This is a genomic window from Kitasatospora sp. NPDC098663, assembly GCF_044760075.1.
Lineage (GTDB): Bacteria > Actinomycetota > Actinomycetes > Streptomycetales > Streptomycetaceae > Kitasatospora.
The window spans coordinates 15,150-37,519 of sequence record NZ_JBIWAP010000006.1; the positions used below are offsets into that span (position 1 = coordinate 15,150).

Genomic DNA, 22,370 nt, shown 5'->3' on the forward strand with positions numbered 1-22,370 from the left:
CCCCACCTGTAGGGGGCCCGCCCTCCGCGCGTTTCGTTCCTAGTACGCCGAGGCGGCGTTCTCGGCGAGGATCGCGCGCAGCCGGGTGGTGCGCGGCTGCGCCGGGCGCTCGGTGACGGCCTGGGCGAGCGCCGGGCCCGCCGCGTGCACCACGGACAGGTGCCGCTCGCCGCGGCCGAAGGCGGTGTAGACCCACTGCCGGGTGAGCGCCGGGCCGGCGTCCTCCGGGAGCACCACGACCGCGCCCGGCCAGCGGCGGCCGAGTGCCTGGTGGACGGTCAGCGCCCAGCCGTGCCGCAGCCGGCCGGCCTGGGCGGGCGGGACGGTCCGGCGCGAGCCGTCCGCGTACGCCAGGTGCAGGCCGGTGGCGTCGCCGTCCAGCACCCGGGCCGGGCGGGTGACGCCGGGGGCCGGGGAGTCGACCACGCGGTCGCCCGGGTCGAAGCCGCCGAACCGGCCGGGCCCCGGGTTGAGCCGGGCCTTCGCGGCGGCGTTCAGCGCCCGGGTGCCTGCCGGGCCGCCGTGTCCCGGGGTGAGCAGCACCACCTGCTCGGCGGGGATGCCGAGGGCGCGGGGGATGGAGTCGGTGAGCAGTTGGAGGGCGCGGTGGACGGCTTCGCCGCCGTCCTTCGCGGTCAGGATGACCACCTCCTTGTCCGGCGCCTCGACGGGCTGGAGCTCGCCGATGCCGACGCCGGAGACCAGCTCGCCGATCGGGCCGAAGTCCGGGGTGCGGGAGGCGACCGCCGGGCAGACCTTGGCGGCCAGCAGGTCGGCGAAGAACCGGCCGGGGCCGGCCGACCAGAGCTGGCCGGGGTCGCCGCTGAGCACCAGCCGGGTGCCGTCGGCGAGCGACTCCAGGACGGTGGCGGCCAGTTCGACGTCCAGCAGCGGGGCGTCGAGGACGACCAGGACGTCCAGGGCGAGCGTGCCGTCGGAGGCGCGGCCCGGCCCGGCGGCGCCGGAGAGCAGGTCGGCGAGGGTGATCACGGCGGCCGGGGTGTCGGTGAGCGCGGCGAAGGACTCCCGGCCCTGGTCGGTCCAGGTGGCGGCCCAGGTCCGCAGTCCGAGGCCGCCGGCGGCGGCCAGCAGCGCGGCGGGTTCGGCGCGGGCGGCCTCGCCGCCGGTGTGCAGCACCAGGGCGCTGTCGGCGACGGCCTGGATCAGGGCGGTCGCGGAGGAGGACGGCGCGGCCTCGCCGGCAGCCGCCCACGCGGCCGGGCCGGGCGCGGCGGGGGCCTGCGGAGCGTCCTCCGCCGTGGGCTCCGCGGGGGCCGCGCTTGAGTCGGAGCCCGTCTCGGAACCGGAGGCCGACGAGGAGTCGGCCGCGGACTCGGAGTCCTCCGCCGTCCCGGCGTCCTCTGCCGCGTCCTCGTCGCCCGGCTCCGGGTCCTCGCCCGGCACGAAGGTCGACATCAGCCGGACCAGTCCGTCCGCGAGGCTCTCCTCGGCCAGCGCGAGCCGTTCCAGGGCGAGCAGCGTCCGGGTCGGCGGCTCCTCGTCCTCGTCGCCGCCCGCCGCGTGCGCCTCGGGACCGGTCAGCTCCTCCTGGAACGGCATCGCGCGCCCGTCCAGGACGGCGGCCTGGATCGCCGCGGCCGAGTCCGGCAGCCCGTGCCGGTCGAGCCCGGCCGCGATCTCGGCGACCTCGACGGCGGAGTGGCCGCGCAGCGCCGCCTGCTCCAGCAGCCACGGCACCAGCGCCTGGGCGCGGCGCGGGTCGCCGGGGCCGGCGGCGGGGCCGAGCAGGCCGCGGGCGAAGCCGTCCGCGTGCTCGGGGCGGACGCCGGGCAGGGACAGCACGGCCCACGGGTCGGAGCGCAGCTGTTCGGCGGCGCCGTCGCCGAACTCGGCCACCGCGGCGGCGGCGAGATCGGCCGGGGCGCCCCCGGCGGCCAGCACCTCGGCGGTGTCCTTGAGCGCCTGCGCGCGCTGCTGGTCGGGCTGCGCGGAGGCCGAAGCCTTGGCGTCCTTGACGTCCATGGCGCCCTCGGGAGCCGCGGGCCGGCCCTCGCCCTCCGGCGGTGCGGCCTGCGGGCCGACGCTGCGGATCCGCTGCGCCAGCTCGGCGATCGCCGCCGCCTTCTCCGCCGGGCTCGCCGTCTCCAAGGGGCTCGCCTTCTCCGCCGGACCGGCCGACTCCGCCGGGCTCACCGAGACTGCCGAGGTCTCCTCCGGAGCGCCGTTCTCCGTGTCACTCATCGTCCGCTCCAAGAGTCACTCCACTGCGTTTTCAGCTGGACGAGGGGGGCTACAGCTCGCTCCACCCCTGGTCCGGGTAGCGGTGCACCGGCGACGAGATGTCGTCCAGCGCACCACGGATCTCACCCGGAAGCGTAAGCGCCTCCACCGACAGCGCCGCCTGCAGCTGTGCCACCGTACGGGCCCCGACCAGCGCGCTCGCCACTCCGGGCCGGTCCCGGACCCAGGCGAGGGCGACCGCGAGTGGGCTGCTGGCGAGGCCGTCGGCGGCCGTGGCGACGGCGTCGACGATCCGCCGGGAGCGCTCCCCGAGGTACGGCTGGACGAACCCGGACAGGTACGGCGAGGCGCCGCGCGAGTCCTGCGGGACGCCGTGCCGGTACTTGCCGGTGAGCACCCCGCGCCCGAGCGGCGAGGAGGCGAGCAGCCCGACCCCGGCGTCCGCCGCGGCGGGGAGCGCCTCGCGCTCGATGCCTCGCTGGAGCAGCGAGTACTCCAGCTGGGCCCCGGCCAGCGGCGTGCGCCCGTGGTGGGCGCGCTGCCAGGTGGCTGCCTTGGCGAGCTGCCAGCCGCTGAAGTCGCAGACCCCGACGTACCGGGCGCGCCCGGAGGAGACGGCGATGTCGAGGGCGCTGAGCGTCTCCTCGACGGGCGTCATGGGGTCGAAGGAGTGGACCTGCCACAGGTCGACGTAGTCGGTGCCGAGCCGGCGCAGCGAGGCGTCGAGGGCGGCGAGGAGGTGGCCGCGGGAGCCGTCGAAGCGGCGGGCGGACTCCGGCACGCTGCCGGCCTTGGTGGCGATGACGAGTTCGGAGCGGGGGATGAGGCTGTCGGTGAGCCGGGAGATCAGGTACTCGGCGCCGCCGTCGGCGTACACGTCGGCGGTGTCGAGCAGGGTCCCGCCGGCGTCGACGAACTCCTTGAGCTGTTCGGCGGCCTCGTGTTCGTCGGTGTCGCGGCCCCAGGTCATGGTGCCGAGGCCGAGCCGGGAGACCTGGAGGCCGGTACGGCCGAGGTGACGTTTTTCCATCGGACGGGCCCTCCACTGGCCGGTGGCACCGGGCGCCCCGGTAGCCCTGAGAACGCGCAGGTGGGGAGAGCGCTCCCCACGTCGGCTGAGCGTAGCGGCCGGTGTCCGGGCAGGGGTGGCGACCCGCAGAACGATCACTGGGCCCGGGTGGCGGCGGGTGTGACCCAGACCACCACTACCGGTCAGTAGCATGACCGGCGAGTGCGCGGCTACCCTCGCCACCAACCCTCACCGACTGGAAGGTTCGGCACATGCGACTCGGAATCAACCTCGGCTACTGGGGTCTCGGCATGGACGCCGACAACATCGCCGTGGCCCAGGAGGCGGACCGGCTCGGCTACTCGGTGTGCTGGGCGGCCGAGGCGTACGGCTCGGACGCCGCGACGGTGCTGAGCTTCGTCGCCGCGAAGACCGAGCGGATCGACGTCGGTTCGGCCATCTTCCAGATCCCCGCCCGCACCCCGGCGATGACCGCGATGACCGCGGCGACCCTGGACACCCTGTCCGGCGGTCGCTTCCGGCTCGGCCTCGGCGTCTCCGGCCCGCAGGTCTCCGAGGGCTGGTACGGGGTGAAGTTCGACAAGCCGCTCGCCCGCACCCGCGAGTACGTGGAGATCATCCGCAAGGCGATGTCGCGCGAGCGGCTGGTCCACGAGGGCGCGAACTGGACGCTGCCGCTGCCCGGCGGCCCCGGCAAGCCGATCAAGCTCACCGTGCACCCGGTGCGTGAGCACATCCCGCTGTACATCGCCGCGATCGGCCCGAAGAACCTGGAGCAGACCGGCGAGATCGCCGACGGCTGGCTCGGCATCTTCTTCTCGCCCGAGCACGCCGCGCTCTCCCTCGACCCGCTGAAGGCCGGCCGCGCCAAGACCGGGCAGGGCCTGGACGGCTTCGACCTGTGCCCGACCGTCACCATCGCGGTCGGCGAGGACATCAAGGCCGGCGTCGACTCCCAGCGCTCCTACGCCGCGCTGTACATCGGCGGCATGGGCAGCAAGGAGAAGAACTTCTACAACCAGCTCGCCCGGCGGATGGGCTACGAGCAGGCCGCCGACGAGATCCAGGAGAAGTACCTGGCCAAGGACTACGCGGGCGCCGCGGCCGCCGTCCCGCACGACCTGATCGACGCCACCTCGCTGATCGGCGACACCGCCCGGATCGCCGACCGGATGCAGGCCTACGCCGACGCGGGCGTCACCACGCTCACCCTGGCCCCGTCCGGCTTCACCCTGGACGAGCGGATCCAGGCGCTGCGCACCGGCGTCGAGGCGCTGGAGCGCGCCGGCCTCGCGTAGCCGCCGGGGGGGGCCGTCGAGCGGCACTACAGCCAGTCGTGCCGCTTGAACACCCGGTGCAGCACTATGCAGACCGCGGCCATCAGCGACAGCACCGCCGGGTATCCCCAGGGCTGGTGCAGTTCGGGCATGTCCTCGAAGTTCATCCCGTAGACGCCCGCGATCATCGTCGGCACGGCGGCCAGCGCCGCCCAGGCCGAGATCTTCCGCATGTCGTTGTTCTGCTGCACGCTGACCTGCGCCAGGTTGGCGTTGAGGATGTCGGACAGCAGCCGGTCCATGCCCTCGACCTGGTCGGTCACCCGGGCCAGGTGGTCGGCGACGTCCCGCAGGTAGGGCAGGGTCTCCGGGCGGATGTACGGTTCGCCGCCGCGGGCCAGGCGCAGCGTCGGTTCCAGCAGCGGGCCGGTGGCGCGGCGGACGGTCATCACCTGGCGCTTGTAGCCGTAGATCCGGCCGGCGGTGTCGCGGCCGACCCGGCCGGGGGCGAAGACGTCCGCCTCCAGTTCGTCCAGGTCGGACTGGAGCCCGGTGGCGACCTCCATGTAGCCGTCGACGATGGTGTCGCAGACCGAGTGCAGCACCGAGCTGGGCCCGTAGCGCAGCAGTTCGGGCTGCTTCTCCAGCCGGGCCCGCAGGCCGGAGAGCGGGGTGTCGGCGCCGTGCCGGACGGTCATCACGAAGTCCGCGCCGAGGAAGACCATCACCTCGCCGATGGTCACCGCGTGGGCGCCGGGGTGGTAGCCGAGCGTCTTGAGGGCGACGAACAGGGAGCCCTGGTACGGCTCGATCTTGGGGCGCTGGTGGGCGCTGACGGCGTCCTCGACGGCCAGTGGGTGCAGGGCGAACTCCCTTCCGACGTGGTCGAGTTCCTCGGCGGTGGGCTCGAACAGGCCTATCCAGACGAAGCCGCCGGGCCCGGCGGCGCGGGCGGCGGCGAGCGCGCCGGCGAGGTCGTCGGGGGCCTCGATCCGGTGGCCGTCGTGGTAGCTGGCGCAGTGGACGATCATCGGGCCATTGTGGCCCGGGGCGGGGTGCCCGGGGCGGAGCCGGGCCAGGACGGCGTCGCGGGCCGGTGCCGGCGGCGGCTCAGGAGGTCCCGCACCTCACGCCCGCACCTCACGCCCGCACCTCACGCCCGCACCCCACGCCCGCACTCCGTGCCCGCACGCGATGCCCGTACCCCGCACCGGCACTCCACGCCCGCGCCCGGAGGCCGTAGGCTGAGCCCCATGCCCACCCTGCTGCTCGTCCGCCACGGCCGCTCGACCGCGAACACCGCCGGAATCCTGGCCGGTTGGACGCCCGGCGTGGACCTCGACGACACCGGGCGCGCGCAGGCCGCCGCGCTGGCCGGCCGGCTCGCGGGGATCCCGCTGGTGCAGGCCGTCAGCAGCCCGCTGGAGCGCTGTCGGCAGACCCTGGAGCCGCTGCTGGCGGCCCGGCCCGAGCTGGGCCCGCCCGCCGAGGACGAGCGGCTGGGCGAGTGCCACTACGGCGAGTGGACCGGCCGGCCGCTGGCCGAGCTGGCCAAGGAACCGCTCTGGCGCACCGTGCAGGACCACGCGGCCGCCGCGGCCTTCCCCGGCGGGGAGTCGTTGCGCGAGCTGAGCCACCGGACGGTCGGCGCGGTCCGGGAGTGGAACGAGAAGATCGCCGCCGAGCACGGCGCGGACGCGGTCTGGCTCGCCTGCTCGCACGGGGACGTGATCAAGGCGGTGGTGGCCGACGCCCTCGGCCTGCACCTGGACCACTTCCAGCGGATCAGCGTCGAGCCCTGCTCGGTCACCGCGATCCGCTACACCCCGCAGCGCCCCTTCGTCCTGAGGATGGGCGACACCGGTGACCTCGGCTCGCTCGCGCCCAGGCCCGGCGCGGCCCCGGCCGCCCCGGCGGGCGACGCGGTGGTCGGCGGCACCACCTGAGACGCTCGCTCCGCCCGACCTGCCCGACCCGCCTGGTACGACCCCGGCCTGACCGGCGCCACCCGGCCCGGAGCCGCATCACGTGGCGGGGGAGCCGCCGCACCCCGCCCCGCAGCGGCCGGCGGCACGGCCTGAGCTGGCCGGTGCCACTGCGGCTCGGCTCCCCTGCGGAGGCCCGGAGGTCGTAGGGTGACTAACGAGCCCCGCCGCGTGGCGAGCCCGCGCCCGGGCCGTCGTACGGCAGCCCGAGCCATGACGTCCGAACGATCCCTGTGATCCCCACGACCGACACGATCCGGAGCGAGAGCGTGCCCCGTCAGGTCTTCTTCTACGACCAGCCCGAACGGTTCGTGGCCGGCACCGTCGGCCAGCCCGGCGCCCGGGCGTTCTACCTGCAAGCCAGCGCCCGGGGCCGGATCACCAGCGTCCTGCTGGAGAAGACCCAGGTGGCGGCGCTCGCCGAGCGGATCGACGAGGTCCTGGACGAGGCGCTGCGGCGCAGCGGCGGCGACGTCTCCATCCCGGCCGCCGCCCCGCAGGACCTGCTCGACACCGCGCCGCTGGACCTGCCGCTGGAGCAGGAGTTCCGGGTCGGCACCATGGCCCTGGCCTGGGACAGCGTGGACGGCTGCCTGGTGGTCGAGGCGCAGGCGCTGATCGAGGTGGAGGAGGACGAGGACGAGGACAGCGCCGCGGCGGTCTTCGAGGACGACGACAACGGTCCGGACATGCTGCGGGTGCGGCTGTCCGGCGCGATGGCCCGGGTGTTCGCCAAGCGGGCGCTGGACCTGGTCTCGGCCGGCCGCAAGCCCTGCCCGTTCTGCAACCTGCCGCTCGACCCGGAGGGCCACCTGTGCCCGCGCGCGAACGGCTACCGGCGCTGAACACCGAGACCCCGCCCCAGGCGGACCCGGCGGCCGCCGCCGCCCTCGCCGCCGACGTGCCCACCGCGCTGGAGCTGCTGCGCGAGGGCGAGTTGACGGTGCACGGGCGCCTCACCGAGGCGTCCAACGCCGCGCTGTACTGCACCGCCACGCACGGTTCGCTGAGCGCGCAGGTCGTCTACAAGCCGGTCGCCGGGGAGCGCCCGCTGTGGGACTTCCCGGACGGCACGCTGGCCGGGCGCGAGGTCGCCGCGTACGAGGTGTCCGCCGCGACCGGGTGGGCGCTGGTGCCGCCGACCGTGCTGCGCGACGGGCCGCACGGGCCCGGCATGGTGCAGCTGTGGGTCGAGCCGGATCCGCAGGCCGAGCCGTTGCTGGCCCTCCAGGACCCGCGCGGCCCGGAGCACGGCTGGCTGCCGATCGTGCGGGCCGAGGTCGGCGGGGGACGCACCGCGCTGCTGGTGCACCACGACGACCAGCGGCTGCGCCGGCTCGCCGTGCTGGACGCGGTGCTCAACAACGCCGACCGCAAGGGCGGCCACCTGATCCCGGCCGCCGACGGCCGGGTCTACGGCATCGACCACGGCGTCACCTTCAACACCGAGGGCAAGCTGCGCACCCTGCTCTGGGGCTGGGCCGGCGAGCCGCTGCCCGCCGAGGCGCTGGAGGTGCTGACCCGGCTCGCCGAGCGGCTGGACGGCGAGCTGGCCGCGCGCCTCGCCCCGCACCTGACCGCCGCCGAACTGGAGGCGACCCGCGCCCGGGTGGCCGGGCTGCGCCGCACCGGCCGGCACCCGCTGCCCTCCGAGGACTGGCCCTCGATCCCCTGGCCGCCGGTCTAGGGGTACGGATCGGCTCGGGCCGAGCTGATGGTCTGGACCTGTCCGCGAACCGGCAGCACACTGCTCCGATGGACGCGTTACGGACCACCCCCACCCCCCGCACCACGCCGGACCTGCCGCTGCACCGGCTACAGGTCCCGCTGCCGCACCTGCTCCCGTTCGCCATCGGGAGCTTCGACACGATCGGCCCGCTGTCCCGGGCGGGCTTCCCGCACCGGCACTCGTTCTACGAGATCGTCCACGTCACGGGCGGCCGCGGCGCCCACGTCCTGGACCTGGTCCACCGGCCGCTGGCACCACCGCAGTTGTGCGTGATCACACCCGGCCAGGTGCACTACTGGTCGGACGCGGACGAACTCACCGGCCAGGTCGTCCTGTTCAACGAGGACTTCCTGCTCCGGAACCCGCAGGACCTCGCCGCGCTGCGCACCCTGGCCACCCGCCCCGCGCTCGGGCTCGGCGAACAGGCCGGGCCGATCGGCGCGTTGCTCGCCGACATGGAACACGAGTACTGCTCCAGGCAGCCCGGCTACCAGGGCGTGCTGCGGGCCAGCCTGCACATCCTGATCGTCCGGGCGCTGCGTGCCGGCCGGCCGGGGGAACGGCAGTCGCCGCCCGGCCGACCGACCGAAGTGGCCTCCGCCTTCACCCGGTTGATCGCCGGCCCGGGCGGGGTGCGGTACTCGGTGGCGTCCAGTGCGCAGGAACTCGGCGTCTCACCGGGCCACTTGCAGACCCTGGTCAAGCAGGCGACCGGTCGCACCCCGGGCGGGCTGATTCGGCGGCAGCAGACCCTGGAGGCCAAACGGCTGCTGGCCTGCACGGATTTGACGATTCGTCAGGTCTCGAAGGAGGCGGGCTTCGCCGATCCGGCCTACTTCTGCCGCTTCTTCCGGCGGGAGACCGGGATGACACCGGGGGAGTTCCGGGCCCGGGTCGACGGAAATCACCACGATCCCCGGATCGCGTCCATCGCGGCGGCCCCGGACTGCCCGTAACTTTGCAGGTGGCCACCGGTGGCCGGTCCGGCGCGCGCGGACGGGCGGCCGGTTCGGCCCTTGTCATGCCCCCACCATGGCAAGGGCCGTCCCCCACATCCACCCCACCCCCCACCCGAAGGAGAGGGCGCATGCCCACGCCCGACGGCATGATCAGCCGCAAGACCGTCCTGAAGGCCGCCGCCGCGCTCGGCGCCGCCCCGCTGCTGGTCGGCGGCGGCGTCGCGCTGGCCCGCGAGCAGGCCGGCACCGGCCGGCCCCCCGGCCTCACCCCCGAGTGCCACGACGGCGACGACCCCACCATCGAGCAGACCGAGGGCCCCTACTTCAAGCCCAACTCCCCACTGCGCAGCTCCATGGTCAACGACGGCCCCGGCACCCGGCTGACCGTCAGCGGCTACGTCTTCGGCCGCGCCTGCCGACCGATCTCCGGCGTCCTGCTGGACTTCTGGCAGGCCGACGACAACGGCGCCTACGACAACACCGGGTTCACCTTCCGCGGCCACCAGTTCACCGACGCGAACGGCGCCTTCAAGCTGGACACGATCGTCCCCGGCCTCTACCCGGGCCGCACCCGGCACCTCCACGTCAAGCTCCAGGCGCCCGGCCGCCCGGTGCTGACCACCCAGCTCTACTTCCCCGGCGAGCCGCGCAACAGCACGGACACCATCTACGACGCCCGGCTGCTGATGAACGTCCGCCAGAACGGCCCGGGCCGTGAGGGCAGTTACGACTTCGTCCTGGACGTGCCGCAGACCCCGGGCACACCGAGCCCGACCCCCACCGCCACGCCGACCGGAACGCCCACCGGAACGCCCACGCCGCCGAGCGGCAGCTGGAAGCCGGGGGCCTCGTACAACGCGGGCGACCGCGTCACCTACTCCGGCGCCTCCTACCTCTGCCTCCAGGCGCACACCGCCATGGTGGGCTGGGAGCCGCCGAACGTGCCGGCCCTCTGGCAGCGGTCGTAGCGGCTCCGGCCGCGTCCCCCGGGGTGCCGGGCGCCCGGTCGGCGGCAGGGTCGACCGGGCGCTCAACCGTGTCCGAAAGCCTGCCCGAAGCCTGTTGAGAGCCTGCTCGACGCCTGCCCAACGCCCGCCCGAAGCCTGCCGCACGCCTGCCCGAAGCCTGCCGCACGCCTGCCGGAAACAACGCCGGTCCCGTCAGGGTCCGTTCCTTATCAGTCGGGAAGCGGTCCGGCAATGACAGGAAGCGAATCCAGTCGATCTTGTGTACTGGTTAGGCTTTCAAATGTTCTCAAGGTTAAAGTCGGTTCCATGCATGCCTGGCCCGCCTCCGAGGTTCCCGCCCTGCCTGGTCAGGGGCTCCCCCTCCGTATCTTCGACACCGCAGCGGGCACGGTCCGCGAGGTCGTGCCGCAGGACGGCACCGCCCGGATCTACGTCTGCGGCATCACCCCCTACGACGCGACCCACATGGGCCACGCCGCCACCTACAACGCCTTCGACCTGGTGCAGCGCGTGTGGAAGGACGCCGGTCACGACGTCCTGTACGTCCAGAACGTCACCGACGTGGACGACCCGCTGCTGGCCCGGGCGGTCGAGACCGGTCAGGACTGGGTGGCCCTCGCCGAGCGCGAGACGGCCCTGTTCCGCGAGGACATGACCGCCCTGCGGCTGCTCCCGCCGGCCCACTACATCGGCGCCGTCGAGTCGATCCCGTGGATCGTCCCGCTGGTCCAGAAGCTGCTCGCCAGCGGCGCCGCCTACCAGGTGGACGGCGACATCTACTTCTCGGTCGAGTCCGACCCCCGCTTCGGCCAGGTCTCCGGCCTCGACCAGGAGGCCATGCGCCCGGTCTTCGCCGAGCGCGGCGGAGACCCGGACCGCCCGGGCAAGCGCCACCCGCTGGACGCCCTGCTCTGGCTCGCCGCCCGCCCGGGCGAGCCCGCCTGGGAGACCGAACTCGGCCACGGCCGCCCCGGCTGGCACATCGAGTGCGTCGCCATCGCGCTGCAGTACCTCGGCATGTCCTTCGACATCCAGGGCGGCGGCAGCGACCTCTCCTTCCCGCACCACGAGATGGGCGCCTCGCACGCCCAGGTCGCCACCGGCGCCCACCCGTACGCCAAGGCGTACGTGCACGCCGGCATGGTCGGCCTGGACGGCCACAAGATGTCCAAGTCCCGCGGCAACCTGGTCTTCGTCTCGGCGCTGCGCCGCGAGGGCGTCGACCCGGCGGCGATCCGCCTGGCGCTGCTCTCGCACCACTACCGCGAGGACTGGGAGTGGACCAAGGCGACCCTGGACGAGGCCGTCGAGCGCCTCGCCCGCTGGCGGGCCGCGGTCTCCCGGCCGGACGGCCCGGCCGCCGAGCAGCTGCTCGACGAGGTCCGTACGGCGCTCGCGGACGACCTGGACGCGCCCGCCGCGCTGGCCGCCGTCGACCGCTGGGCCGAGCGGCAGGAGGCCGGGGGCGGCACCGACATGGGTGCGCCGGGCCTGGTCAGCCGCACCGTGGACGCCCTGCTCGGCGTCGCGCTCTAGGGCTCACCCCCCAACACGCCGAAGGGGCGTCAGGACACCTGACGCCCCTTCGGCGTTGTCCGGGGCGGCGGCTACTCCTCGTCGCCGTCCTGGCTCTCCCGGGCCGCGCCCGGGGACTCCGGCTCGGCCGGCCGCTCCGCCGTGGCGTGCCCGGCGACCGGCTTCTCGCCGGTCGGTCCGACGTTCTCCCGGCGGCGCAGGTAGCGCTCGAACTCGCGGGCGATCGCATCGCCGGAGGCCTCCGGCAGCTCCGCGGTGTCCTGCGCCTCCTCCAACTGCTGGACGTACTCGGCCACCTCGCTGTCCTCGGCGGCCAGCTGGTCCACGCCCAGCTGCCAGGCCCGGGCGTCCTCGCCGAGCTCGCCCGGCGGGATGCGCAGGTCCAGCAGGTCCTCCAGCTTGTTGACCAGGGCCAGCGTCGCCTTGGGGTTCGGCGGCTGCGCGACGTAGTGCGGCACGGCCGCCCAGAGCGTCACGGCCGGGACCCCGGCGTGCGTGCAGGCCTCCTGGAGCACCCCGACGATGCCGGTCGGGCCCTCGTAGCGGCTCTCCTCCAGGTCCAGCCGGCGGGCCAGCTCCGGGTCGGAGGTGACCCCGCTGACCGGCACCGGGCGGCTGTGCGGGGTGTCGCCGAGCAGCGCGCCCAGGATCACCACCAGCTCGATGCCGAGCTCGTGCGCGAAGCCGAGCAGCTCGTTGCAGAACGAGCGCCAGCGCATGCTCGGCTCGATGCCGCGCACCAGGACGACGTCCCGGGTGGTCGGCTCGGTCACCCGGATCACCGAGAGCCTGGTGGTCGGCCAGGTGATCCGGCGGATGCCGCCGTCCAGCCAGACCGTGGGCCGGTTGACCTGGAAGTCGTAGTAGTCCTCCGCGTCCAGGGCGGCGATCACCTTGCCGCCCCAGGTGTCGTCCAGATGTGCCAGGGCCGCGGAGGCGGCGTCGCCCGCGTCGTTCCAGCCCTCGAAAGCGCAGACCATCACCGGGTCGATCAACTCGGGAACATCTTCCAGCTCGATCACCCAGCGTCTCCCTCCGGTCGGCGGTCGAACCCGCGCCGCCTCGGCTGGCCTGCCGGGGCGCCGACCGGTCGGCTGCCGACTGTCGAACCTCTCGTCACCCATGGAACGCCTCGCCCCATGGTCCCTACCTGCCCAGCCTACGGGCTTTGATGCGCACCGCGGCCGGGCACCGGGACAGTCTGGGGGAGCGTGCCGCCCCGATCCAGCGGATATCCGGACCGCTCCGGCTGACGGGGCGTCAGATGGCCCGGGGCGGGCGCGGACGGTGTCCGAACGGCGACGCGGCGCGACGACGCACCCTTCCCGCGCACACCCTTCCCGCACGCACCGCTCCCGCATACGCCGTTCCCGCGCGCACCGTTCCCGCACGCACCGCCGGAACGCCTCAGGCGTCGACCCACCCGCGCCGGTACGCCGCCCAGTGCTCCGGGGTGGCGGCGAAGTCCACGTACAGCGCGACGCCGAAGTTCCGCCGCCCCGGGTCCTGGCGGCCCAGGCCCAGCCGGACGCCCCGGACGGCGGCCGGCACGGTCTCGGCGTCACCCCGATGGCCGTGCCGGTCGTCCCAGAAGAACGGCAGGCCGATCAGCAGGTCCACCCCGGCCGGGGTGGCCTCCAGCGCCAGTTCGGTCTGCAGGGCGACGTAGCCGCCGTACAGCGGCTCGGTCGGCATGCTGGTGTCGTACGCCATCACGGCGACCTGGTCGACCCGGCGGGCGGTCTCGGTGAAGTACGCCTGGTCCCACCACTTGCCGTGGTCGGTGAGCAGGATCCCGGCGGTGTGCAGGCCGGGCACCGGGTCGAGCTGCGGGGCCGCCACCGAGAGCGCGGCGCCGCGCTCGGCCGTGACCGGGCGGACCTGGTCGAGCAGGGCCAGCCAGCCCGCGCTGCCGGGCCGGATCGGTTCCATGTCGAAGTGCACGCCGTCGAAGCCGAGGTCCAGGACCTGCCGGGCGGAGGCGGTGACCCGGTCCCGGGTGGGGGCGTCCTCCAGGTCCAGGGCGTCCTTCTCCGGCTTGACCTCGTCGCCCAGCCAGCTCTGCACCCGGACGTCCGGCAGCGCCCGGTGCACCGCGTCGGTGAACCAGCGGCCCCGGGGGTGGACGGCGGGCGGCAGCGAGCCGTCGTGTTCCAGCGGGCCGGTGTGCACGTACAGGTCGCGGATGCCGGTGCCGGCCAGCTGCCGCACCAGCGCGGCGACGTCGGCCTCGCTCTTGCGGCCGTCCACCCAGGCGTGGCCGAGCCAGAGCGCGTCCCGGCCGCGGGTGCGGGCCTCGGCGGACGGGTCGCCGGTGTAGTGCAAGCGGATCGCGACGAAGGCCGAGCCGAGCGCGGCCACCGGCACGGCCGCGGCGAGGCCCAGTACCAGCAGCGCCCGGCGCCACCGGGACCAGCTCCGCCAGCGCTTGCGCAACGCCGGGAACGGGGCCGCCAGGGCCCCTGCGACGCGTCGCGCGCCGGTCGGGAATCGGCCCACGCGGTTGCTCCCCCCTTGCGGTCGAACGCTCAGGATACGGAATGCGACCGCAGGCCGGGGCGCGGGCCGGATACCCTGGCCACGTGCGGGCCCGAGTAAGCGGGCCCGCAAAGCCGACAGCCGTCGCACCAGGGAGAAGCCCCATGGCCACTGCAGCCAATCCGTCCATCACTCAGCAGAGCCGCGCGAACGCGCTGCGTGAAGCGCTCGCCACCCGGGTGGTGGTCGCCGACGGTGCGATGGGCACCATGCTCCAGGCACAGGATCCGACGCTGGAGGACTTCCAGAACCTGGAGGGCTGCAACGAGGTCCTCAACGTCACCCGGCCCGACATCGTGCGCTCCGTCCACGAGGCCTACTTCGGGGTCGGCGTGGACTGCGTCGAGACCAACACCTTCGGCGCCAACTTCTCCGCCCTCGGCGAGTACGAGATCGCGGAGCGCATCTTCGAGCTGTCCGAGTCGGGCGCCCGGATTGCCCGCGAGGTGGCCGACGCCCACGCCGCCGACGGCCGCACCCGCTGGGTGCTCGGCTCGATCGGCCCCGGCACCAAGCTGCCCACCCTCGGCCACGCCCCGTACGAGACGCTGCGCGACGGCTTCCAGCAGAACGCGGCCGGCCTGATCGCGGGCGGCGCCGACGCGCTGCTGGTCGAGACCAGCCAGGACCTGCTGCAGACCAAGGCCGCCATCCTGGGCTCCAAGCGCGCCCTCGCCGAGGCCGGGCTGGACCTGCCGGTGCTGGTGCAGGTGACCGTGGAGACCACCGGCACCATGCTGCTCGGCTCCGAGATCGGCGCCGCGCTGACGGCCCTGGAGCCGCTCGGCGTCGACTACATCGGCCTCAACTGCGCCACCGGCCCGGCCGAGATGAGCGAGCACCTGCGCTACCTGGCCAAGAACGCGCGGATCGGCCTGTCCTGCATGCCGAACGCGGGCCTGCCGGTGCTCGGCAAGGACGGCGCCCACTACCCGCTCTCCCCGGCCGAACTGGCCGACGCGCACGACGTGTTCACCCGCGAGTACGGCCTCTCGCTGGTCGGCGGCTGCTGCGGCACCACGCCCGAGCACCTGCGCCAGGTGGTCGAGCGGGTGCAGGGCCGGCCGGTCACCCCGCGCACCCCGCAGCCGGAGTCCTCGGCGTCCTCGCTGTACCAGGCGGTGCCGTTCCGGCAGGACACCTCGTACCTGGCGATCGGCGAGCGCACCAACGCCAACGGCTCGAAGAAGTTCCGCGAGTCGATGCTGGCCGGCGACTGGCAGGCCTGCGTGGAGATCGCCCGCGACCAGATCCGCGACGGCTCCCACCTGCTGGACCTGTGCGTGGACTACGTCGGCCGCGACGGCGTCGCCGACATGAAGGAGATCGCCGGCCGGCTGGCCACCGCCTCCACCCTGCCGATCGTGCTGGACTCCACCGAGCCGCAGGTGCTGCGGGCCGGCCTGGAGGCGCTCGGCGGCCGCGCGGTGCTCAACTCGGTCAACTACGAGGACGGCAACGCCCCGGACTCGCGCTTCGGCCGGATCGCCTCGCTGGCCCGCGAGCACGGCGCCGGCCTGATCGCGCTGACCATCGACGAGGAGGGCCAGGCCCGCACCGCGGGCAAGAAGGTCGAGATCGCCGAGCGGCTGATCGCCGAGCTGACCGCCGACTACGGCGTCGACGAGGGCTCGATCCTGGTGGACTGCCTCACCTTCACCCTGGCCACCGGCCAGGAGGAGTCCCGCCGGGACGGCATCGAGACCATCGAGGCGATCCGCGAGCTCAAGCGCCGCCGCCCGGCCGTGCAGACCACGCTGGGCCTGTCCAACATCTCCTTCGGCCTCAACCCGGCCGCCCGGGTGGTGCTGAACTCGGTCTTCCTGCACGAGTGCGTCGAGGCCGGCCTGGACTCGGCGATCGTGCACGCCTCCAAGATCCTGCCGATCTCCCGGATCCCCGAGGACCAGCGCGAGGCCGCCCTCGACCTGGTCTACGACCGCCGCCGGGACGGCTACGACCCGCTGCAGCACCTGCTGGAGCTGTTCGACGGCGTCTCCTCGGCCTCGGTCAAGGCGTCCAAGGCGGAGGAGCTGGCCGCGCTGCCGCTGGACGAGCGCCTGCAGCGCCGGATCATCGACGGCGAGCGCAACGGCCTGGAGGCCGACCTGGACGAGGCGCTGGCCGGGCGGCCCGCGCTGGAGATCATCAACGACACCCTGCTGTCCGGCATGAAGGTGGTCGGCGAGCTGTTCGGCTCCGGCCAGATGCAACTGCCCTTCGTGCTCCAGTCCGCCGAGGTGATGAAGACCGCGGTGGCCCACCTGGAGCCGTACATGGAGAAGTCCGACAGCGAGGGCAAGGGCACCATCGTGCTGGCCACCGTCAAGGGCGACGTCCACGACATCGGCAAGAACCTGGTGGACATCATCCTGTCCAACAACGGCTACAACGTGGTCAACCTGGGCATCAAGCAGCCGGTCTCGGCGATCCTGGACGCCGCGCAGGAGCACAAGGCGGACGTGATCGGGATGTCCGGCCTGCTGGTGAAGTCCACCGTGATCATGAAGGAGAACCTGGAGGAGCTCAACCAGCGCAAGCTGGCCGCGAGTTACCCGGTGATCCTGGGCGGCGCCGCGCTCACCCGGGCCTACGTCGAGCAGGACCTGCACGAGATCTACGAGGGCGAGGTCCGCTACGCCCGGGACGCCTTCGAGGGCCTGCGGCTGATGGACGCGCTGATCGCGGTCAAGCGCGGCGTGCCCGGCGCGAGCCTGCCGGAGCTCAAGCAGCGCCGGCACGCCCGGGTCGAGGTGGTGGAGGAGCCGGAGGTCAACCTCGGCCAGATCCGCTCGGACGTCACCGTCGACAACACCGTGCCGACCCCGCCGTTCTGGGGCGACCGGATCGTCAAGGGCATCCCGTTCGCCGACTACGCCTCCTGGCTGGACGAGGACGCGCTGTTCAAGGGCCAGTGGGGCCTGAAGGCGGCCCGCAGCGGCGAGGGGCCCTCGTACGAGGAGCTGGTGGAGACCGAGGGCCGGCCGCGGCTGCGGATGTGGCTGGACCGGCTGCAGACCGAGGGCTGGCTGGAGGCGGCCGTGGTCTACGGCTACTACCCGGCCAACTCCAAGGGCGACGACCTGATCGTCTTCCACGAGGACGGCACCGAGCGGACCCGCTTCACCTTCCCCCGCCAGCGGCGCGGGCGCCGGCTCTGCCTGGCCGACTTCTTCCGCCCGGAGGAGTCCGGTGTGCGGGACGTGGTCGGCCTCCAGGTGGTCACCATGGGCAACCGGATCTCGGAGGCGGCGAACGAGCTGTTCGCCGACAACTCCTACCGCGACTACCTGGAGCTGCACGGCCTGTCGGTGCAGCTGGCCGAGGCGCTGGCCGAGTTCTGGCACGCCCGGGTCCGCTACGAGCTGGGCTTCTCCGGCGAGGACCCGCAGGACGTCAAGGACATGTTCGCGCTCAAGTACCGGGGCGCCCGCTTCTCGCTCGGCTACGGGGCCTGCCCGGAGCTGGAGGACCGTGCCAAGATCGCCGAGCTGCTGAAGCCCGAGCGGATCGGCGTGGTGCTCTCCGAGGAGTTCCAGCTGCACCCGGAGCAGTCCACCGACGCGATCGTCATCCACCACCCGGAGGCGAAGTACTTCAACGCCCGGTAACCCGGGCGCCTCGTTCCGTTCGCTCTTTTCGGGCGAACCGGGCGTATCCTGGATGATCCTGAACGGGCCGGTCCGCTCACCAGCGGGCCGGCCCGCGCCATCCCCGGGGGGCGCTCGAACGCGCCCGGGGGTACCGACGGAAGGACTCCCGCCATGACCACCTCCACCGCCGCCCGGATCCTCGACCACGGGGACGGCCGCGGCTTGCAGGCGGTGCTGCTGGACATGGACGGGACGCTGGTGGACACCGAGGACTTCTGGTGGCAGGCCGAGGTCACCCTGTTCGCCGAGCTGGGGCACGCGCTGACCGACGAGGACCGGGCCCAGGTGGTCGGCGGTCCGATGACGCGGGTGATCGACTACCTGGTCGGCACCACCGGGGTGGACCTCGCCCCGGCGGACCTGACGGTGCTGATCAACCAGCGCTTCGTCGACCTGCTGGCGGGCGGCGTGCCGCTCATGCCGGGCGCCGAACGGCTCCTCAACACCCTGGCCGCACACGGGATTCCGGCCGTCCTGGTGACCGCCTCGCACCGGCACGTGGTGGACATCGTGCTGCGCTCGCTGGGCTCCCACCACTTCGCGTTCACGATCGCGGGGGACGAGGTGCCGCGCACCAAGCCGCACCCGGACCCGTACCTGGAGGCGGCCCGGCGGCTGGGCGCGGACCCGGCCCGCTGCGTGGTGGTCGAGGACGCGCCGACCGGGGTCCGGGCGGCCGAGGCGGCGGGCTGCCCGGTCGTCGCGGTGCCCTCGGTGGCGCCGATCGAGCCGGCCCCGGGGCGGCTGGTGCGCTCCTCGCTGGAGCAGGTCGATCTTGAACTGCTGCGCTCGCTGGTCGCTTCGCGGGTGTGATTGTCATCTCATTGCGAGGGTGCTCTACTCGCCGGTAAGCGGCTGGATCCAGCCGCCGCCGACGGCCGTCCGGGGAGAAAAAGGGCATTGCCTGACAACTCGTCGGGTGTTTCGCGATGCCCTCAACCACCGTGTCCCAAACGTCATCTGCACGGGTATCGGTCGTGCGTGTTCGATATGGCACGCTACTCCAGTTCGTTCCCCTCCCTCGCGCCCTGCCACCGCCGACGACGGGCAACCCCGTCCCGCCCGCGGTCGTACGGGCGTCAGGCCCGCGCACGCCTTCCGCACCGGGAGCGCCCTCGACGCGGGCCGCCGGCCCCGGTCGGACCGCACCCAGAAGGACGCGCCCCGTGAAGACTTCAGCTGAACGCCTGGCAGCACTCGGCTGCGCCGGTCTTGTCGCCGTGACGGCGGCAGGCTGCGGATCGGTCACCGACGCCGTCAAGGGGGACGGCGGCAAGGCGATCGTCATGGGCACCACCCAGCTCACCGGTGTGCTGGACCCGGCCGCCGCCTACGACTCCGGCTCCTGGCTGCTGCTGCGCAACACCTTCCAGTCGCTGCTCACCTTCCCGGCCGCCTCCAGCGCCCCCTCCCCGGACGCCGCGCAGTCCTGCGAGTTCACCGCGGGCGACGCCACCCAGTACCACTGCACCATGCGGACCGGCCTGAAGTTCTCCAACGGCCACCCGCTGACCGCGGCCGACGTGGTGTTCTCGATCGAGCGCACCAAGAAGATCAACGACCAGAACGGCGCGGCCCCCCTGCTCTCCTCGATCAGGAGCGTCGAGGCCAAGGGCGACACCGAGGTGATCTTCCACCTCTCCACGCCCGACGCCACCCTGCCGGCCAAGCTGGCCGGCCCGGCCGGCGCCATCCTCGACCACCAGGCCTACCCGGCCGACAAGGTCGTCCCCAACGACAAGCTGATCGGCTCCGGCCCGTACCGCTTCGAGACGGTCGAGGTCATGGGCGGCGACGGCGACACCGCCAAGCAGCTGGGCAAGGTCGTCCTGGTGCCCAACGACAAGTACAACGGCGAGGCCAAGCTCCGGAACAGCAAGTTCACCGTCCGGTACTTCGACAAGCCCGCCGACCTGAAGACCGCGCTGGACAAGGGCGACGTCGACCTCACCGACAACAGCCTGGACCCGAACACCGCCGCCCAGATGCACTCCGACCAGCAGGGCGGCAAGACCGACCTCCAGGTCGTCGAGGGCGACAGCAACGACACCCGCTCGCTGGTCTTCAACACCAAGGACCCGGTCGCCGGCAACGTCGCCGTCCGCCAGGCCGCCGCCCAGCTGCTCGACCGCAAGTCGCTCGCCCGCGACGTCTTCGCCCGGACCGTCCAGCCGCTGTACGCGATGGTCCCGGCCGGCGTCACCGGCCACACCACGGCCTTCTTCGACCGCTACGGCGACCAGGACAGCGGCAAGGCCAAGAAGATCCTCACCGACGCCAAGGTCCAGCTGCCGGTCAAGCTCACCCTCACCTGGTCGCGCTCGCGGGCCGGCAGCGCCGAGCCCGAGACCCTGAAGAAGCAGCTGGAGGCCGGCGGCCTGTTCCAGGTGACCGTCCAGACGGAGCCGGACTGGGACAAGTACCGGGCCGGCTGGTCCGAGGGCCGCTACCAGGCCTACCTCATCGGCTGGTTCGCCGACTACCCGGACCCGGACAACTACATCGCCCCGCTGCTCATCGACGGCGGCGCCTACCACCACGGCTGGGACGACCCGAGGATCAGCCAGAAGCTGGTGCCGGACGGCCTCAAGCAGGCCGACCGCAGCGCCGCGGTGGCCGGCTACGCCCAGATCCAGCAGATCGTCGCCGAGAACGCGCCGCTCATCCCGCTGTACCAGAACAAGGGCTTCTTCGCGTCGCGCTCGTACATCACCGGCGTCGAGTCGACCATCGACACCACCGGCGTGTTCCGCTTCTGGGAGATCAGCCGCAGCGCCGGCAAGTAGCCGACCGGACGACACCCCCCGACACGGCGGCCCGCCCGCCTTCCCCCTGGGTGCAGGGGGAAGGCGGGCGGGCCGCCGGCTCGTTCCCGAGGGCTTACAGGGCGCCCGGGCGCACCAGCCCGCTCTCGTACGCGTACACCGCCGCCTGCACCCGGTCGCGCAGCTGGAGCTTGGTCAGCACATGGCCGACGTGCGTCTTCACGGTGGTCTCGCTGACGAACAGTTCGGCCGCGATCTCCGCGTTCGAGAGCCCGCGCGCCACCAGCTTCAGCACCTCCAGCTCACGCTCGGTCAGCGCGCTCAGCGCCTGCGGCGGCGCCTCCTCGCCCGAGGGCAGCTTGGTGGCGTACATGTCCAGCAGCCGGCGGGTGATGCTCGGCGCCAGCATCGCCGCGCCGTCCGCCACCACCCGGATCGCCTGCACCAGTTCCTCCGCCGGGACGTCCTTCAGCAGGAAGCCGCTGGCGCCCGCGCGCAGCGCCTCCACCACGTACTCGTCCAGGTCGAAGGTGGTCAGCACCAGCACCTTGGCCGGGCCGTCCCGCCCGGGGCCGGCGATCCTGCGGGTCGCCTCGACGCCGTCCATCCTGGGCATCCGGATGTCCATCAGCACCACGTCGGGCTGCAGCGCCCGCACCTGGTCCAGCGCCTGCTGACCGTCGCCGGCCTCGCCGACCACGACCAGGTCGGACTCGGCCTCCAGGATCATCCGGAAACCGGTGCGCAGCAGCGGCTGGTCGTCGACCAGCAGCACTCGGATCGTCACTAGGACTCCTTGCTCATCTGATCCCCCGTGGGATCGTCTTCGTCAGACGTACGCGACAGCGGCAGCGGGTACGGCGGGGGAGTGCCGCCGAACTCCGGGCAACTGGCCTGGTGGTCGCACCAGTCGCAGAGGCGGTTGCGGGTCGCCGGGAACTCCCCGGTGGCCACCGCGTGGGTGATCCGCTCCCAGAGCGCCCGCAGCTTGCGCTCCACCGCGAGCAGATCGGCCTCGTCCGGGTCGTAGCTGACCACGTCCCCGCCCCCGCCGAGGTAGACCAGCTGGAGCCGCTTGGGGACGACACCCTTCCAGCGCCACACCACGAGCGCGTAGAACTTCATCTGGAACATCGCCTTGCCCTCGAAGTCCCGCGAGGGCGCCCGGCCGGTCTTGTAGTCCACCAGCCGGACCTCACCGCTCGGGGCGACGTCCACCCGGTCGATGTAGCCGCGCAGCAGCAGCCCCGACTCCAGGGCCGTCTCCACGTACAGCTCGCGCTCCACCGGGTGCAGCCGGGTCGGGTCCTCCAGCCGGAACCACTGGCCGACCAGCTTCTCGGCGTCCGCCAGCCAGCGGGTGAGCGCCGCGCCGTCCGGATCGTCCGGGAACAGCGAGCCCAGCTCCGGGCGCTCGCCCAGCAGCCGCTCCCACTGCGGGCGCAGCAGGCCCAGCGCCCGCTCCGGCGTCCGCTCGGTCGCCGGGCTGTCGAAGAGCCGCTCCAGCACCGCGTGCACCAGCGTGCCCCTGGTCGCCGCCGCGCTCGGCGGCTCGGGCAGCCGGTCGATCACCCGCAGCCGGTACAGCAGGGGACAGGTCAGGAAGTCCCCCGCCCGGGACGGGGACAGGCCGGTCGGGGGCGCCGCCGGGCGCGCCGGGGCCCCGGCGGCGCTGGTGGTGTCGGTCTGCTGCATGCCTCCGACCCTATTGCCCCTCGCTGTCATCCC

The 22,370-nt window shown here is 73.4% G+C and carries 17 protein-coding genes; 10 read left to right on the top strand and 7 right to left on the bottom strand.

The window, feature by feature from the left end; translation table 11 throughout:
- Positions 1 to 39: 39 nt before the first annotated feature.
- Both ACIQVZ_RS08125 and ACIQVZ_RS08130 read right to left on the bottom strand, forming a co-directional pair.
- Complete coding sequence (locus ACIQVZ_RS08125; RefSeq protein WP_402448106.1) at positions 40 to 2,202, bottom strand: helix-hairpin-helix domain-containing protein; 2,163 nt, start codon at positions 2,200 to 2,202, stop codon at positions 40 to 42.
- Between the two features lie 49 nt (positions 2,203 to 2,251).
- Positions 2,252 to 3,232 (bottom strand): aldo/keto reductase, encoded by a 981-nt coding sequence (locus tag ACIQVZ_RS08130; protein WP_350878016.1) that lies wholly within the window; start codon positions 3,230 to 3,232, stop codon positions 2,252 to 2,254.
- Between the two features lie 251 nt (positions 3,233 to 3,483).
- Between ACIQVZ_RS08130 and ACIQVZ_RS08135 the strand changes: the two genes are divergently transcribed.
- A complete protein-coding gene (locus tag ACIQVZ_RS08135; protein ID WP_402448108.1) occupies positions 3,484 to 4,530 on the top strand; it encodes an LLM class F420-dependent oxidoreductase in 1,047 nt (348 codons plus the stop codon).
- A 26-nt stretch (positions 4,531 to 4,556) separates the two neighbouring features.
- On the opposite strand, the gene ACIQVZ_RS08140 is transcribed toward ACIQVZ_RS08135, so the two are convergent.
- Positions 4,557 to 5,540 carry a magnesium and cobalt transport protein CorA gene (locus tag ACIQVZ_RS08140; RefSeq protein WP_402448110.1) on the bottom strand — a complete coding sequence of 328 codons (984 nt, stop codon included), beginning with the start codon at positions 5,538 to 5,540 and terminating at the stop codon, positions 4,557 to 4,559.
- Between the two features lie 222 nt (positions 5,541 to 5,762).
- Here ACIQVZ_RS08140 and ACIQVZ_RS08145 point away from each other — a divergent pair, with 222 nt between their 5' ends.
- The 6 genes from ACIQVZ_RS08145 (at position 5,763) to mshC (ending at position 11,686) form a co-directional block, all read left to right on the top strand.
- Positions 5,763 to 6,455: a histidine phosphatase family protein gene (locus ACIQVZ_RS08145; RefSeq protein ID WP_350878007.1), complete on the top strand. Its 693-nt coding sequence runs from the start codon at positions 5,763 to 5,765 to the stop codon at positions 6,453 to 6,455.
- A gap of 308 nt (positions 6,456 to 6,763) precedes the next feature.
- Entirely contained in the window at positions 6,764 to 7,339 is a 576-nt protein-coding gene (locus tag ACIQVZ_RS08150) for a DUF3090 domain-containing protein (protein ID WP_350878006.1), read from the top strand.
- Positions 7,340 to 7,395: 56 nt separating this feature from the next.
- Positions 7,396 to 8,181, top strand: a complete 786-nt coding sequence (locus ACIQVZ_RS08155; RefSeq protein ID WP_350878053.1) for an SCO1664 family protein — start codon at positions 7,396 to 7,398, stop codon at positions 8,179 to 8,181.
- A 68-nt stretch (positions 8,182 to 8,249) separates the two neighbouring features.
- Positions 8,250 to 9,179, top strand: a complete 930-nt coding sequence (locus ACIQVZ_RS08160) for an AraC family transcriptional regulator (RefSeq protein WP_402448112.1) — start codon at positions 8,250 to 8,252, stop codon at positions 9,177 to 9,179.
- 65 nt (positions 9,180 to 9,244) lie between these two features.
- Positions 9,245 to 10,150, top strand: a complete 906-nt coding sequence (locus ACIQVZ_RS08165; protein WP_402448114.1) for a carbohydrate-binding protein — start codon at positions 9,245 to 9,247, stop codon at positions 10,148 to 10,150.
- Between the two features lie 306 nt (positions 10,151 to 10,456).
- On the top strand, positions 10,457 to 11,686 hold the full coding sequence (gene mshC, locus ACIQVZ_RS08170; RefSeq protein ID WP_350878003.1) for a cysteine--1-D-myo-inosityl 2-amino-2-deoxy-alpha-D-glucopyranoside ligase: 1,230 nt from the start codon (positions 10,457 to 10,459) through the stop codon (positions 11,684 to 11,686).
- A 71-nt stretch (positions 11,687 to 11,757) separates the two neighbouring features.
- Here the strand turns inward: mshC and ACIQVZ_RS08175 are convergent, their stop codons facing one another.
- Both ACIQVZ_RS08175 and ACIQVZ_RS08180 read right to left on the bottom strand, forming a co-directional pair.
- Positions 11,758 to 12,708, bottom strand: a complete 951-nt coding sequence (locus tag ACIQVZ_RS08175; protein ID WP_350878002.1) for a PAC2 family protein — start codon at positions 12,706 to 12,708, stop codon at positions 11,758 to 11,760.
- Positions 12,709 to 13,093: 385 nt separating this feature from the next.
- Positions 13,094 to 14,185, bottom strand: coding sequence for a hypothetical protein (locus ACIQVZ_RS08180; protein WP_402448116.1), 1,092 nt, complete (start codon positions 14,183 to 14,185; stop codon positions 13,094 to 13,096).
- Positions 14,186 to 14,328: 143 nt separating this feature from the next.
- On the opposite strand from ACIQVZ_RS08180, the gene metH reads away from it, so the two are divergent.
- The 3 genes from metH (at position 14,329) to ACIQVZ_RS08195 (ending at position 20,663) form a co-directional block, all read left to right on the top strand.
- Positions 14,329 to 17,835: a methionine synthase gene (metH, locus tag ACIQVZ_RS08185; protein ID WP_350878000.1), complete on the top strand. Its 3,507-nt coding sequence runs from the start codon at positions 14,329 to 14,331 to the stop codon at positions 17,833 to 17,835.
- A 153-nt stretch (positions 17,836 to 17,988) separates the two neighbouring features.
- Positions 17,989 to 18,690 (top strand): HAD family phosphatase, encoded by a 702-nt coding sequence (locus ACIQVZ_RS08190; protein ID WP_350877998.1) that lies wholly within the window; start codon positions 17,989 to 17,991, stop codon positions 18,688 to 18,690.
- Between the two features lie 353 nt (positions 18,691 to 19,043).
- Positions 19,044 to 20,663 (top strand): ABC transporter substrate-binding protein, encoded by a 1,620-nt coding sequence (locus ACIQVZ_RS08195; RefSeq protein ID WP_350877997.1) that lies wholly within the window; start codon positions 19,044 to 19,046, stop codon positions 20,661 to 20,663.
- 94 nt (positions 20,664 to 20,757) lie between these two features.
- Here ACIQVZ_RS08195 and ACIQVZ_RS08200 read toward each other — a convergent pair whose 3' ends face one another.
- Together ACIQVZ_RS08200 and ACIQVZ_RS08205 are read right to left on the bottom strand one after the other, a co-directional pair.
- Positions 20,758 to 21,429, bottom strand: a complete 672-nt coding sequence (locus tag ACIQVZ_RS08200; protein ID WP_063346919.1) for a response regulator transcription factor — start codon at positions 21,427 to 21,429, stop codon at positions 20,758 to 20,760.
- The gene (locus ACIQVZ_RS08205) at positions 21,429 to 22,337 is read right to left on the bottom strand and encodes a RecB family exonuclease (RefSeq protein ID WP_350877996.1); all 909 of its coding nucleotides are present in this window, start codon (positions 22,335 to 22,337) and stop codon (positions 21,429 to 21,431) included. Before ACIQVZ_RS08205 ends, ACIQVZ_RS08200 begins: the two co-directional genes overlap by 1 nt.
- Between the last annotated feature and the right edge of the window lie 33 nt (positions 22,338 to 22,370).

What these genes read in the sequence shown, in the direction of transcription:
- ACIQVZ_RS08125 (WP_402448106.1), bottom strand. Translation starts at nt 2,202, where the DNA reads ATGAGTGACACGGAGAACGGCGCTCCGGAGGAGACCTCGGCAGTCTCG.
- ACIQVZ_RS08130 (WP_350878016.1), bottom strand. Translation starts at nt 3,232, where the DNA reads ATGGAAAAACGTCACCTCGGCCGTACCGGCCTCCAGGTCTCCCGGCTC.
- ACIQVZ_RS08135 (WP_402448108.1), top strand. Translation starts at nt 3,484, where the DNA reads ATGCGACTCGGAATCAACCTCGGCTACTGGGGTCTCGGCATGGACGCC.
- ACIQVZ_RS08140 (WP_402448110.1), bottom strand. Translation starts at nt 5,540, where the DNA reads ATGATCGTCCACTGCGCCAGCTACCACGACGGCCACCGGATCGAGGCC.
- ACIQVZ_RS08145 (WP_350878007.1), top strand. Translation starts at nt 5,763, where the DNA reads ATGCCCACCCTGCTGCTCGTCCGCCACGGCCGCTCGACCGCGAACACC.
- ACIQVZ_RS08160 (WP_402448112.1), top strand. Translation starts at nt 8,250, where the DNA reads ATGGACGCGTTACGGACCACCCCCACCCCCCGCACCACGCCGGACCTG.
- ACIQVZ_RS08165 (WP_402448114.1), top strand. Translation starts at nt 9,245, where the DNA reads ATGCCCCCACCATGGCAAGGGCCGTCCCCCACATCCACCCCACCCCCC.
- mshC (WP_350878003.1), top strand. Translation starts at nt 10,457, where the DNA reads ATGCATGCCTGGCCCGCCTCCGAGGTTCCCGCCCTGCCTGGTCAGGGG.
- metH (WP_350878000.1), top strand. Translation starts at nt 14,329, where the DNA reads ATGGCCACTGCAGCCAATCCGTCCATCACTCAGCAGAGCCGCGCGAAC.
- ACIQVZ_RS08190 (WP_350877998.1), top strand. Translation starts at nt 17,989, where the DNA reads ATGACCACCTCCACCGCCGCCCGGATCCTCGACCACGGGGACGGCCGC.
- ACIQVZ_RS08205 (WP_350877996.1), bottom strand. Translation starts at nt 22,337, where the DNA reads ATGCAGCAGACCGACACCACCAGCGCCGCCGGGGCCCCGGCGCGCCCG.